Origin of the sequence: Streptomyces sp. P9-A4 (genome assembly GCF_036634195.1) — a bacterium.
Taxonomy (GTDB): domain Bacteria; phylum Actinomycetota; class Actinomycetes; order Streptomycetales; family Streptomycetaceae; genus Streptomyces.
In genome coordinates, this window is record NZ_JAZIFY010000002.1 from 344,628 (window position 1) to 357,901 (window position 13,274).

Annotated in this window: 8 protein-coding genes and 1 pseudogene; all 9 read left to right on the plus strand. The window is 71.5% G+C overall.

Annotation, left to right across the window (positions count from 1 at the left end; all coding sequences use genetic code 11):
* Positions 1 to 126: 126 nt before the first annotated feature.
* The 9 genes and pseudogenes from V4Y03_RS32305 (at position 127) to asnB (ending at position 13,265) form a co-directional block, all read left to right on the plus strand.
* Positions 127 to 840 carry a response regulator transcription factor gene (locus tag V4Y03_RS32305; protein WP_332437548.1) on the plus strand — a complete coding sequence of 238 codons (714 nt, stop codon included), beginning with the start codon at positions 127 to 129 and terminating at the stop codon, positions 838 to 840.
* Between the two features lie 141 nt (positions 841 to 981).
* A pseudogene (locus V4Y03_RS32310) lies at positions 982 to 1,319 on the plus strand (agmatine deiminase family protein); the annotation flags it as partial.
* A 168-nt stretch (positions 1,320 to 1,487) separates the two neighbouring features.
* Positions 1,488 to 3,803 (plus strand): M9 family metallopeptidase, encoded by a 2,316-nt coding sequence (locus tag V4Y03_RS32315; protein ID WP_332437549.1) that lies wholly within the window; start codon positions 1,488 to 1,490, stop codon positions 3,801 to 3,803.
* A 468-nt stretch (positions 3,804 to 4,271) separates the two neighbouring features.
* Entirely contained in the window at positions 4,272 to 5,750 is a 1,479-nt protein-coding gene (locus tag V4Y03_RS32320) for a sugar transferase (protein ID WP_317875504.1), read from the plus strand.
* 82 nt (positions 5,751 to 5,832) lie between these two features.
* Positions 5,833 to 7,149 (plus strand): nucleotide sugar dehydrogenase, encoded by a 1,317-nt coding sequence (locus tag V4Y03_RS32325; protein ID WP_332437550.1) that lies wholly within the window; start codon positions 5,833 to 5,835, stop codon positions 7,147 to 7,149.
* Positions 7,139 to 8,404 carry a glycosyltransferase family 4 protein gene (locus tag V4Y03_RS32330; RefSeq protein ID WP_332437551.1) on the plus strand — a complete coding sequence of 422 codons (1,266 nt, stop codon included), beginning with the start codon at positions 7,139 to 7,141 and terminating at the stop codon, positions 8,402 to 8,404. Before V4Y03_RS32325 ends, V4Y03_RS32330 begins: the two co-directional genes overlap by 11 nt.
* Positions 8,401 to 9,801 carry a polysaccharide biosynthesis protein gene (locus tag V4Y03_RS32335; protein ID WP_332437552.1) on the plus strand — a complete coding sequence of 467 codons (1,401 nt, stop codon included), beginning with the start codon at positions 8,401 to 8,403 and terminating at the stop codon, positions 9,799 to 9,801. The genes V4Y03_RS32330 and V4Y03_RS32335 overlap by 4 nt, the downstream gene beginning before the upstream one ends.
* On the plus strand, positions 9,798 to 11,327 hold the full coding sequence (locus tag V4Y03_RS32340) for a Wzz/FepE/Etk N-terminal domain-containing protein (RefSeq protein WP_332437553.1): 1,530 nt from the start codon (positions 9,798 to 9,800) through the stop codon (positions 11,325 to 11,327). Before V4Y03_RS32335 ends, V4Y03_RS32340 begins: the two co-directional genes overlap by 4 nt.
* A gap of 3 nt (positions 11,328 to 11,330) precedes the next feature.
* Positions 11,331 to 13,265, plus strand: a complete 1,935-nt coding sequence (gene asnB / locus V4Y03_RS32345; RefSeq protein ID WP_332437554.1) for an asparagine synthase (glutamine-hydrolyzing) — start codon at positions 11,331 to 11,333, stop codon at positions 13,263 to 13,265.
* The last annotated feature ends 9 nt before the right edge of the window (positions 13,266 to 13,274 follow it).

The following is a 13,274-nucleotide window of genomic DNA, read 5'->3' on the forward strand; positions in this document are numbered from 1 at the left end:
AGAGCCCGCCTCTCCACCGGCTCCCGAGAGAGCCCTGCGCTCTCCACCGGACTCCGGAGGAGAGTCCTGTAACCCTCCGGACCCCGACGGCGTCCGGCCGAAGTCCCTCCGACTGCGACGGTCGCCATGCCCAGACTCCTGATCGTGGAGGACGACGCGGCGTCAGCCCTGGCGCTGCGGGAACTCCTCGTGGGGCGGGGGTACAAGGTCGCGCGTGCCACCGACGGCAGGGAGGGCCTCCGGCTGCTCTTCGAGGAGAAGCCGGCCCTCATGGTGCTGGACGTCATGCTGCCCGAGCTGGACGGCTGGGCGGTGCTCGCGCGGGCCCGGGACTTGAGCGACCTGCCCGTCCTGATGCTCTCCGCGCGTGACGACGTCGGGGACCGTGTCCGTGGACTGCGCGCGGGCGCCGACGACTACCTGGTGAAGCCCTTCGACGGCGAGGAGCTGCTGGCGCGCGTGGAGGCGCTGCTGCGCCGCTCGGGATCCGGGAGCCGCAACTGGGGCGGCGAAGTGGTGGGCGAGCATCTGCGGCTCCTGCCCGACCGGCGGACCGCCCTGTGGCACGGCGGTCAGATCCGGCTGAGCGACATCGAGTACCGGCTCCTCCGGCTCCTGGTCCGCAACCGGGGGCGGGTGGTCACCACCGAGCAGTTGCTCGACCGGGTGTGGGACGACACGAGGGCGATCGGTCGCGACCGGGTGAAGTTCGCCGTGCTGCGGCTGCGGCGCAAGCTGCGCGAGGAGGCCGGGCCGGGCGTGAAGGGGCCGATCGAGGCGGTACGAGGCGTGGGGTACCGGTTCGTCGCCCCCGAGGAGGACGAAGGCCCCGCGCTGTAGGACCGAACGGCTTGAGGCGAAGGCCACGACCGCGGTCCTGGGCGCATGAGCAACCGAGGGCCAACCGAGCCGGACGGTTCCGACAACCGTCGCCATCGAGGCTCGTCGCATGAACACGCTTCCCGTCCACAGCATCGCCGATGGTCGCGCTCCTCGGACCGGGCCATGTCCGTACTCACCGGGGCGACCGACGTGCGGGGCCGCGCGTTCGAGGTCATCGACCTCCCGCAGCCCGACCCCGGCCTGATCACCGGCCACACCGACGACTTCCTGCCCACCTACGCCAACTTCTACGTCGGCAACGACGCGGTGTGCATGCCCGAGTTCGGCGACCGGAAGTCCGACGACCGCGCCGGGGCATCCTGCGGGAGCGGTTCCCCCGGCGGGAGGTCGTGCGGCTGAACATCGACACCATCGCCACTGGTGGCGGCGGGATCCGCTGCGCCACGCACGACCAGCCCGGAAAGCCGGTCGAGTAGCCGCGCCCCGGGGGGCCGCGCGGGGAGTCGGGCAACTTTTCTGGGGCTGCGGGCATTAAATCCGGCCAGAAGTCTTCCAGAACAATGCGACATGTGAAATTTTACAGGTCGCTCGTCAACTGCCCGTGTCCCAGCACGTGGCCACAGCGGCCTCGGAGGCCCCCACAGATGCATCCCTTCCGCATATCGAAGAACCGCGCGCGAAGACTCCCCGCGCTCGGCGCAGCCGTCTTCATCACCCTCGGCCTGTTCGCACCGCAGAGCCAGGCCGCCCCCGTGGGCGACACGACTCCGGCCACCGCTCACGCGGGTGGCGCGGCGCCGCGGGCGATCCCGGTCCCCAAGTCGCCCCATGCGATCAGCAAGAACCCCCGCTTCCGGCTCTCCTCGCAGGACCGCGCCGAGGAGTCCGGTCCGGCGGCCGCGCCCGCCCTCAAGACGAGCAAGTCGTCGCTGACCGCCACGGCGGACGCGTGCCCCGACCTCTCCGGCGTCATCAACGCCACCGGCAGCGCGCTGGTCCAGCAGCTCAAGGCCCTCCCCCGGATCGACTGCACCTACCCGCTGTTCAACCTCACCGGGGAGAACGCGCGGAAGGCCTTCCGCGAAGACCAGATGGTGACCGTCGCCAACGCGCTGCGCGACGGCTCCGCCTCCTACGCGGGCAACAACAGCACCTCGATCGGGCAGTTGGTGCTGTTCCTGCGCGCCGGCTACTACGTGCAGGACAACAACGCGGCCGTCGTCGGCGACTACGGCACGGCCCTCGGGGGTGCGGCGCGCGGCGCGCTGGACGCCTACTTCGCCTCCCCGCGCAGCAAGGACGTCACGGACGCCAACGGCGAGATCCTCAACGAGGTCGTCACGCTGATCGACAGCACCCACGAGGCGGGCCGGTACGCCGGTTTCGTGAAGTGGATGCTGGGCAGCTACAACGGCACGTGGCCCGGTCAGATGAACCTCTCGATGCAGCACGTCGAGTGGGTCGTCGAGAACGGCTTCAAGGCCAAGAACGACGACCGCGGCTGGCGGGCCGCCCTCAAGGCCGACCCCGCCTTCCTCGACACCTGGGCCGGCTTCATCACCCGCAACGAGGACCAGCTGAACCGTCTCGACGTCGTCAGCAACGTCGGCCGGTACCTCGGCTACGCCCTCGACGTCCCCGAGCTCAAGGACCGGGTCCGGCCGCTGCTCAAGGACCTGATCAACCGGTACCCGAACGTCGGCCCCACGGCGCCGATCACCATGAACCTGGGCTGGTACACGCGCCAGTACGACAAGGGCAACTGCGCGGCCTACGCGATCTGCGACCTGGGCGAGCGGGTACTCCCCGTGGTCCTGCCGATCCAGCACACCTGCACCCCGGGCCTCAAGATCCGCGCCCAGGACATGTCCCCCGGTCAGCTGGCGAGCACCTGTACCAGCCTGATCAACCAGGACGCCTACTTCCACCGGATCATCGGTGACAAGGGCGCGATCCCCGGTGACGTGAACACCAACCTGGAGGTCGTCGCCTTCGACGACTACACCCAGTACGCGCTGTACGCCTGGGCCATCTACAACATCGACGTCGACAACGGCGGCATGTACGAGGAGGGCAACCCGGCCGTCCCCGGCAACCAGGCCCGCTTCATCGCCCACGAGGCCAGCTGGATCCGCCCGGAGTTCCAGATCTGGAACCTCAACCACGAGTACACCCACTTCCTCGACGGCCGCTTCAACATGTACGGCGACTTCGAAGCGGGCATGACCACGCCGACCATCTGGTGGGTCGAGGGCATCGCCGAGAACATCTCGTACGGCTACCGCAACGAGCGCAACGCCGACGCGATAGCCGAGGCCGGCAAGCAGACGTACAAGCTCAGCGAGCTCTTCGACACCGTCTACGGCCAGGACGAGGACCCCGAGGTCAGCTCGAACCGGGTCTACCGCTGGGGCTGGCTCGCGGTCCGCTACATGCTCCAGAAGCACCCCGCCGACGTGCAGACCGTCCTCGGCAAGTACCGCGCCGGTGACTGGGCCGGGGCCCGTACCGTCCTGAAGCAGACCATCGGCACCCAGTACGACGCGGACTTCGCGACCTGGCTGACCACCGACTGCGCGACGAACGACTGCGGTCCGCTGCCGGAGGCCGCCACGGTCGCCGCCGCCCCGCTCTGCACCATCAGCGACCCCCGCCAGTTCGACCAGAACTGCCGCCGGGACAACCTCGCCGCCGCCACCGGCAACTACAGCTACCACTTCATGTACCTGCCGGCCGGCGTCAAGCAGCTGACGATCACCAGCACCGGCGGTACCGGCAACGCCGACCTGTACTACGGCGGCGGCAGCTGGGCCACCACCACCGGCTACCAGGCGAAGTCCACCAACGCCGGCAACGGCGAGACCCTGACGATCGACAACCCGCCGTCCGGCTGGGTCTACTTCAGCCTCGCCGCCGCTCAGGGCTTCAGCGGGGTGAGCCTCTCCACGCAGACCAAGTGAACCGGTTCGCCGGTGCCCCTCGGGGCACCGGCGAACGTTCCGTTTCCCCCGGGCTCCACCACCTGAACGACTCCCGGTCTTGAACACAAATTTCCCACATTCCCTCTTCAAGTCCCGCCCCGATGCTCTAGATTGACCGTGCTTCAGCTGTTCGGACACAAGGCGACCAATAAGGATCCAAAGGTCCGGCATCACGGAAGGCCGTCAGTCGCGGCCCCGGCGCCGGACGTGGGGATGATCGGTTCCGGGAGCCCCGTAAGGGGCCTCGGGTGCGGGGAGCACCCGAGGTCTCGAAGGGTTCCCGGTCGCGCACGTGGAGACGCCGGCAGGGCACGCGAGTCCGCCGCCGGCCTCCGTCGTTCACGAAACACCGCAATGACCGGCAGTCGTGCGCCGGGGGGTGGGGACCTCCGGTGAGGAATCAGTGCGAGGCGAACACGTCGTACCACTGGGAACCTGGGGGGTTCTGTGCGGCAAGGGGGATTAGCCAGCCCTTTTCCGTCGGCGCGCGAGCGTCTGGCGGAAGGGGCGATCGACCAGCCCACGATCGAGTGGGAACAGCGGTACCGCCGTACCGTGATGATGAGCGACACCGTGGCCACCGCCTTCGTGGTGGCGGCGATCGGTGACTTCTTCGGGGCCCGGGACGCGGCCAACTGGCACGAGAAATGGGAAATCCTCGCCTGCTGCACCGAGTTGCTGGTGCTGGCGGCGCTCGCGGTGAACCGCTCATGGGCTCCGGCCGTGCTCGGCCAGGGTGCCGAGGAGTTCCGCCGGCTCGGACGCTCGCTGTTCGCGGCGACCGTCGTCCTTGCCCTCGGCGGGATCGCCCTGACCTCGCGCAACATCAAACTCTGGATATTCGTCGCGATCCCCGCGATCGCGCTGGTCACCATGACCGCGCGGTATCTGCTGCGGCTCTGGCTGCACAGACAGCGGAAGGAAGGGCGGTGTCTGCGCCCGGTGCTCGCCGCCGGGAGCCCGTCCACCGTGAGCGACCTGATCACCCGGACCCGTAACTTCCCGCACCTCGGCTGGCGGGTCGAAGGGGTGTGCACGACGGACGGGCTCGGGCCCGACGGAGACCAGGTGGACGGGGTTCCGGTGGTCGGCCGACTGGCGGACGTCGCCAACCACGTCCGCCGCGACGGCTACCGCGTCGTCGCCGTCACCCCGGACCCGCACTGGTCTCCCGACCGGCTGCGGCGACTGGCCTGGAACCTCGAAGGCAGTGACGCCGAGATGGTCGTGGCGCCCGTACTGATGGAGGTGGCCGGCCCGCGGCTGCACATCGACGCGGTGCTCGGGATACCGCTGCTGCGGCTCAGCATGCCGACGTTCACCGGGGGCCGCCGGGCGGTCAAGGGAGTCGTCGACCGGGCGGGCGCGGCGATCCTGCTCATGCTGTTCGCGCCGCTGATGGCGTTCGTCGGACTGCTGGTGCTCGTGGACAGCCGGGGCGGGGCGTTCTACCGCCAGCGCCGGGTCGGCAAGGACGGCCGCGAGTTCACCATTCTCAAGTTCCGCACCATGGTCACCGGGGCCCACGGGGCACGGGCCGCGCTGGCCGACCGCAACGAGGGCGCGGGCCCGCTGTTCAAGCTCCGCCGGGATCCGCGGGTGACCCGGGTGGGTGCGGTGCTACGCCGGTACTCGGTCGACGAACTGCCGCAGCTCTTCAACGTGCTCACCGGATCGATGTCGCTGGTCGGTCCGCGGCCTCCGTTGCCCGAGGAGTCCGCCGCCTACGGCCCGGACATCCGGCGGCGGCTGCTGGTCAAGCCGGGGCTGACCGGCCTGTGGCAGATCAGCGGTCGCAGTGACCTGCCGTGGGAGGAGGCGGTCCGACTCGACCTGCGGTACGTGGAGGACTGGTCGCTCGCCCTGGACACGGTGATCTTGTGGAAGACGCTGCGTGCGGTGCTCCACGGGCAGGGGGCCTACTGATGCACGGGGGGCGGCGTCGTCCCCGTACGGACGGCGTGTGGACCGCAGGCCGGGAGGGCCTGCCTGGGGGGAGGAACGGGTCGTGAGGGTCAGCGTTTTCGGGCTCGGTTATGTGGGCTGTGTGTCGGCCGCGTGCCTGGCCGACATGGGGCACGAGGTCATCGGGGTGGACGTGAACCAGGTCAAGGTCGACCTGGTCAACGACGGCAGGGCCCCGGTGGTCGAGGAGGGGATCGGCGAGCTCGTCGCCGAGGTCGTAGGGACCGGCGCCCTGCGCGCCACCGACGACGTCCGCGAGGCGATCATGGCGAGCGAGGTGTCGCTGGTCTGCGTGGGTACCCCGTCGGAGCCCAACGGCAGTCTGTGCACGACGTACTTGGAGAGGGTGACCGAGGAGATCGGCGAGGCGCTGGCCGAGCGGGGCGGGCGGCACACGGTGGTGTTCCGCAGCACCATGCTCCCGGGCACCTGTCTGAACCTGCTCGTGCCGATCCTGGAGAAGCACGTCGGCGGCACGGCCGGCGTGGACGTCGGGGTCGCGGTCAACCCGGAGTTCCTGCGCGAGGGCACCAGCGTGCGGGACTTCTTCGACCCGCCCAAGACCGTCATCGGCGAACTCGACGCGGCGAGCGGCGATGTGGTCGCGGGGCTGTACGAAGGGCTGCCCGGCGAGGTGTTCCGGGTGCCGGTCCCGACGGCCGAGGCGATCAAGTACGCGGACAACGCCTTCCACGGCCTCAAGATCGGCTTCGCGAACGAGCTGGGCGCGGTGTGCCGGGCGCTCGGGGTCGACTCGCACCAGGTGATCGACGTGTTCCTGGCCGACCGCAAGCTGAACATCAGCCCCGCCTATCTGCGGCCCGGCTTCGCCTTCGGTGGCTCCTGCCTGCCCAAGGACCTGCGCAGCCTGGTCCACGCGGCGCAGCGGGCCGACGTGTCGGTGCCGATCCTGTCCCATGTGCTGCCGTCCAACTCCGACCATCTCCAGCGCGCGGTGGAGCTGGTCGAGCGGACCGGGAAGCGCCGGGTCGGCCTGTTCGGGCTCTCCTTCAAACCCGGCACCGACGACCTCCGTGAGAGCCCGCTCGTCGAGCTGGCGGAGAGACTCTTCGGCAAGGGCTACGACCTGCGGATCCACGACGCCAACGTGAGCCTCTCCCGGCTGCTCGGGGCGAACCGCGAGTACATCGAGACCCGGCTGCCGCACCTCGCGGAGCTGCTCGCGGACTCCGTGGACGACGTCCTCGAACACGCCGAGGTGTGCCTCGTGGGGACCAGGGACCCGGCGGTGCTCGCGGCGCTGCCGCACGGCGGCGATCCGGTGATCATCGACCTCATCCACCTTCCCGACGCCGAGCAGCGCCGGGCCGAACCGGGGTACGTGGGCCTTGCTTGGTGAAGAGACCAGTGGCGACCGGCCGGGACGGCGCGCGCTGATCCTGGTGGAGAACCTGTCGGTGCCGTTCGACCGGCGTGTGTGGCAGGAGTGCACGACGCTGCGCGACGCGGGCTGGGAGGTGCACGTCATCTGTCCGCAGGGGAGCAAGCGGGACACGGAGCCGGAGGCGGTGATCGACGGGGTGCGGATCCACCGCTACCCCTTGCGCGCGGCCACCGGCGGTCCGGCCGGCTATCTGCGGGAGTACGGCTCCGCGCTGTGGCACACCTTCCGGCTGGCCCGCAGGGTCGGCCCGGTCGACGTGGTCCACGCCTGCAACCCGCCCGACCTGCTGTTCCTGCCCGCCCTGTGGATGAAGCGGCGCGGCGCCCGGTTCGTCTTCGACCAGCACGACCTGGTGCCCGAGCTGTACCTCTCCCGGTTCGACCGCGGCGAGGACCTGCTCTACCGCGCCGTGTGCGCGCTGGAACGGCGGACCTACCGGGCCGCGGACGTGGTGATCGCCACGAACGAGAGCTACCGGGACGTCGCGGTGCGCCGGGGCCGGAAGCGGCCCGAGGACGTGTTCGTGGTGCGCAGCGCGCCCGACACCGAGCGCTTCCACCCGGTGCCGCCCGAGCCGGAGCTGAAGCGCGGCAAGCCCCATCTGCTGTGCTACCTCGGCGTCATGGGCCCGCAGGACGGCGTCGACTACGCCTTGCGGGCCCTCGCGAAGCTGCGCGACGAGGTGGGCCGTACCGACTGGCACGCGGTGTTCGTCGGAGCCGGGGACACCTTCGACGCGATGGTGGAGCTGTCCCGGGAGCTCGGGCTCTCCGAGCAGGTGGAGTTCACCGGGCGCGTGCCGGACGCCGACCTGGTGCGCTACCTGTCCTCCGCTGACGTGTGCCTCTCCCCCGACCCGTGCAACCCGCTCAACGACGTGTCGACCATGAACAAGGTCCTGGAGTACATGGTGATGGGCCGGCCGATGGTCTCGTTCGACCTGCGGGAGGCGCGCGTCTCCGCCGGGGACGCCGCCGTCTACGCGACCGCCGACGACGAGAGCGAGTTCGCACGGCTCATCGCGATGCTGATGGACGATCCGGAGCAGCGGGCCCGGATGGGGAAGACCGGCCAGGAGCGGATCAACGGGCCGCTCGCCTGGCGGAACTCCCAGCGCGCACTGCTCGCCGCCTACGCCGCCGCCTGCCGTGACCGGCCTGCGGTGCCGGGGGGCGACCCGGACCGGGCAGGGACGAGGCCGCGCCGTTGAGCGACGACACGATACGTCTGGTCACCCTCGGGCGGATCATCCGTCGGCGGGGGCGGCTGCTCACCCTCCTCGCCGTGGTGGGGGCGCTCGTCGGCTACGGCGCCTCCGTACTGTTCCCGCCGCGCTACACGACCTCGGTGTCGGTGCTGCTGCCGGGGGCGTGGGAGGAGCGCGAGCTGCTGACCCAGGCGCAGGTCGCGACCAGTTCGGTGGTGGTCGACCGTGCGGCCGCCACGCTCCGCTGGGCCGGGGTCGACGGCATCGAGCTGCGGGACCGGCTGACCGCCGAGGCCGCCGACGGGAACATCATCAAGATCTCGGGCACGGCGGAGACCCCGGAGCGCGCGCAGCGGCTCTCCGACCAGGTGGCCGAGCAGTACGTGGCGTTCGCCACGCGGATCGTCGGTGACAGCAGCGATCCCGAGGCGGCGGCGCGGCTCGACGCGCTGCGGAAGACGGTGGTGCAGACCAGCCGCCGGATCAACGAGCTGGCCGATTCGTCCGGTTCGGGGCGGAGCGTGGAGAGCGTGCAGACCCGCACCGAGCTGGAGGGGCTGCGGACCGCGCTGCAGGAGTCCGTCGACAAGCTGGACCAGGCAGGTCCGACCGCCAAGAAGGCCAACATGGTGGTCATGGGGGCGGCGGCCCGGCCGGCCGGCGAGGCGCCGCCGACCAGGACGCAGCTCATCGCCGGAGGGGCGCTGCTGTTCTTCCTGCTCGCGGTGGTCGGCCATCTCACCGCCGCGCGGATGAGCCGCCGGCTGCGCACCGAACCGGAGATCGCCGCCGCGCTCGGCTCGGCTCTCCTCGGCACCGTCGACGTGCCCGGTGGTCGGCCCGCGCACCGGCCCAAGGGCCCTGGGTCGATGTCATGGCTCCGACGGCTTCTCGGCATCGACGTCCGCTGGGACGTGCCGGGCCCCCGGGCGTCCGGCGACGAGGCCGGCCGGCGGATCCGCTACCGGCGGGTGTGCGCCCGGCTCCGGGACCGGCTGCCCGCCGCCCGCAGCGTGCTGGTCGTCGTCCCTGACGGCGACGAGATCGCCCTGCGGGCCGCCGGGGAGCTGGTCGCCGAGGCCGGGACCGATCCTTCCCCGGGCACGGGCTACCCCGCGCTGCGGACGGTGGGGGTCTCCGTGTCCCGGCCGATGATGCCGGACCGCGACGAGGAGTCCGGGGCCCTGGTCGTGCTCAGCGCGGGCAGCTGGACGGCGGGGGAACTCGCCGGGATCGCCGAGGCGTGCGCGGACGCCCGTCACGAGGTCGTCGGCATCGTCCTCGTCGGCACGGTCCGGGACCGGTCGAAGCGGTCGGCCGGCCGTCCTCGGGATTCGGCGCCCCGGGAGGCCGGGCCGGCGTTCGCGGTGGGCGAGAGCACGTCGGGAGGCGCACGGTGACGACGCGCAGGACTTCGGAACCCTCGGAGCCGTCGGCCGCCGCTCCGCTCATCGACCTGCAGTCGCTGGTGGTGGCGGTACGGAGGCGGCGGCGCCTCTGGGGTTCCCTGGCGCTCCTCGGCCTGGTCCTCGGCGCGGCGGTGGCGGTCGCGCTGCCCCAGCCGCCGACCGCGGTGACCAAGGTGCTGGTGGCTCATCAGGAGGACCAGCCGAACGACCCCGGCACACTGATCCGTACCGATGTGGCGCTGCTGCAGACGACACTGATCGCCGAGAACGCCCTGGATTCCCTCAAGTCCTCCGAGAAACCCGAGGACTTCATGAAGGACTACACGGGTTCCGGCGTGACCAACAACCTGCTGCGGATCGATGTGACGGGTGACAGCGACGCGGAGGCGGTGGCCCGCGCCCAGGCGCTGGCCGATGCCTTCGTCGCGGACCACGTCCGGCGGATACGGCAGGTCGCGGACGCCGACGCCAAGGCGCTGCTCGACCAGCGTGACCGGCTGCGGGGGGAACTCGCCCAGGTCAACAAGGACATCGGGGACGGTTCGCCGGAGGGCGTGCCGAAGGCCTCGGCGAACATGGAGTCGCTCTTCGCCCGCCGGGCCGAACTCACCTCGCGGATATCCGACTTCGGTCAGCGCGCGGAGGAGGCGCGGATCGGTGCGCCCCGGCTGATCGCCGGTACGCAGATCGTGGACGCCCCGCGCGCGGTGCGGCGCTCCCTGCCCAGGGCCGTCGCCACCGACGCCGGGATCGGGCTCGTCCTCGGGCTCGCCCTCGGGCTCGCGGTGGCCGCGGTCGGCACGGTGGTGGCGGACCGCCCGGTGCTGCGCCGGGAGATCGCGGCGCACCTCGGCGCCTCGGTGATCGCGGAGCTGCCCGGCCGCTCGGGCCGGCGGTGGCGGCGCCGGAGGAGCCGGGAGGCACGGGCCAGGCTCACCAGATCCCTGGCCCGCACGGTGCGCGGCTCCGCGGAACCGGTGTCGCTGCTCGAACTGGGCTGTCCGCGCGCCACGGGCGGGATCGCCCTGGACCTCGCCGGGGAGCTGGCCGCGGACGGTCCGGTGGTCGTCGTCGACGATCTGCCCGGACCGCGGCTCGCCGACCGCCGCCCGAAGCCGGGAGGCCCGGTCGTGGTCGGCGTCGAGCACGCCGGGGCCGTGTCGCCCCAGGAGCGCAGGCTCGGCGTGGGCTCCGTGGCGCCCGGCGCGGCATGGAGCGACCTCCCGTACCTCGGCACGCGGACGTTCCTCGTCGTGCGTGCCGGGCACGGCAGCGTCGCCTGGCTGCACACGGTGGCGCGGCAGCTCGCGGAGCAGCGCGTCGCGGTGCTCGGTGTGGTGGTGATCGACCCCGATCCGCGTGACCGGAGCGACGGCACGCTGTGGGACGGACCTCGGGCCGCGCCCCGCGGCCCGGACGAGGGGCCGGTCCGGCAGAACGGGACGGGCCGGCGGCGCAGGGAACGGCTGCCGATGTGGGCGTCGACAGGACCCGACAGTGACCAGGAGGTGAGGTAGGACATGTGTGGCATCGCAGGTGCGTACCGGTGGCCGGACGGGAAGGCCGTGACCGACCGGCTCACCGACACCCTCGCCCACCGGGGCCCGGACGGGGCGGGCCGGTACAGCCATCCCGTCGGTGACGGCGAGGTGCACCTCGGGCACCGCCGGCTCGCCATCGTCGACCTGTCGGGGACCGGCGCCCAGCCGATGGCCTCGGACGGCCTCGTCCTGACGTACAACGGCGAGCTGTACAACGCGCCGGAGCTGCGTGCGGAGCTGACGGCCGCCGGGGTGCGCTTCCGCGGTACCTCCGACACGGAGGTGCTTCTGGAGGCCTGGCGGCGCTGGGGCACGGACTGCCTGCCCCGGCTGCGCGGCATGTTCGCGTTCGGGATCTTCGACGAGCGGACCGGGGAGCTGGTGCTCGCCCGCGACCAGCTCGGCATCAAGCCGCTGTTCCTGCTGCGGCGCGGCGAGGGTCTGGTGTTCGCCTCCGAGCTGAAGGCGCTCGCCGCCGTGACCGGCGGGTCACTGGAGGTAGACCACGCGGCCCTGGTGGCCTCGCTGCTGTACTACTGGGTGCCGGACTCGCGTTGTGCGTTCCGCGAGGCGGAGAAGCTGCCGCCGGGAAGCTGGCTGCGGTTCCGGCCGGACGGCCGGGTGGACCGCGGCCGGTTCTGGAACCTGAGGGAGGTCGCCGCCGAGGGCCGGGAGCGGGCCCGTTCCGGTGAGCTGCCGGATCTCGCCGCCGTGGTCGAGGAGTCGACCCGGCGTCATCTGCTCTCCGACGTCCCCGTGGCGACCTTCCTCTCCGGCGGTCTCGACTCCAGCTATCTGACCGCGCTCGCGGCCCGGGAGCGCCCGGGGATCTCCGCCTACACGATCGGGTTCCGCGCGGAGGACGCCAGGTTCGAGGCGATGCCGGACGACCTGCGGTACGCGCGGCAGGTGGCCGAGCGGTTCGGGGTCGATCTGCACGAGATCGAGATCGCGCCGGACGTGCTGGACCTGCTGCCCCGGATGACGTACCACCTGGACGAGCCGATCGGTGATCCCGCCGCGATCAACACCTTCCTGATCTGCTCGGCCGCCCGGGAGGCCGGGGTCAAGGTGATGCTCTCGGGGATGGGGGCCGACGAGCTGTTCGCCGGGTACCGCAAGCACCTGGCCAACCGGATCGCGCTGCGCTACCAGCGCGTCCCTCGGCCCCTGCGGCGCGGCGTGTCGGCGGCCGTGGGCCGGCTGCCGGTCGCCTCGGCCCGGCGGGGGTACCGGTCGGTGCGCTTCGCGAAGCGGTTCCTCTCCTTCGCCGATCTGCCGGAGGAGACCGCGTTCCGGCGGAGCTACACCATGTACGACCGGGACGAGCTGCTCGCCCTGATCGATCCGGACCTGGCGGGGACGGTCGACGACGTGCTGACCGAGCACGCGGACGTCTACGGGGACAACGACCTCGACGACTTCGTCAACCGGATGTGTCTGGCCGACGCCCGGATGTTCCTGCCGGGCCTGAACCTCGCGTACACGGACCGGTCGAGCATGGCCGCGTCGACCGAGGTGCGGGTGCCGTACGTGGACGTCGAGGTGGTCCGGGCGGCGTTCGCCGTGCCCGGTGACCGCAAGATCGTCGGCCGGCAGGGCAAGGCCGTCCTCAAGGAGGCGGCGGGTTCGGTCCTGCCCCGGGAGATCGTGTACCGCCCCAAGGGCCTGTTCAGCGCCCCCTTGCGGGCCTGGATGAGCCGGGATCTGGCGCCGCTGGTGCGCGAGGTGGTGCACGACGGCCTGCTCGTCGGTTCCGGGCTGCTCCGCCGGGACGCGCTGGCGCGCATGGTCGCCGCGGACGCCGCCGGACAGCAGGACTACTCCAAGCATCTGTGGCATGTGCTGACCCTCGAGTACTGGTATCGCGGCGCGACCTCCGGGTCCGGCCAGAGCGCTTCCTTGACTGCGTAGAGACAAGAG

Bases quoted from the DNA above. Each gene is read 5' to 3' on its own strand.
- V4Y03_RS32305 (WP_332437548.1), top strand. From the start codon at position 127: ATGCCCAGACTCCTGATCGTGGAGGACGACGCGGCGTCAGCCCTGGCG.
- V4Y03_RS32315 (WP_332437549.1), top strand. From the start codon at position 1,488: ATGCATCCCTTCCGCATATCGAAGAACCGCGCGCGAAGACTCCCCGCG.
- asnB (WP_332437554.1), top strand. From the start codon at position 11,331: ATGTGTGGCATCGCAGGTGCGTACCGGTGGCCGGACGGGAAGGCCGTG.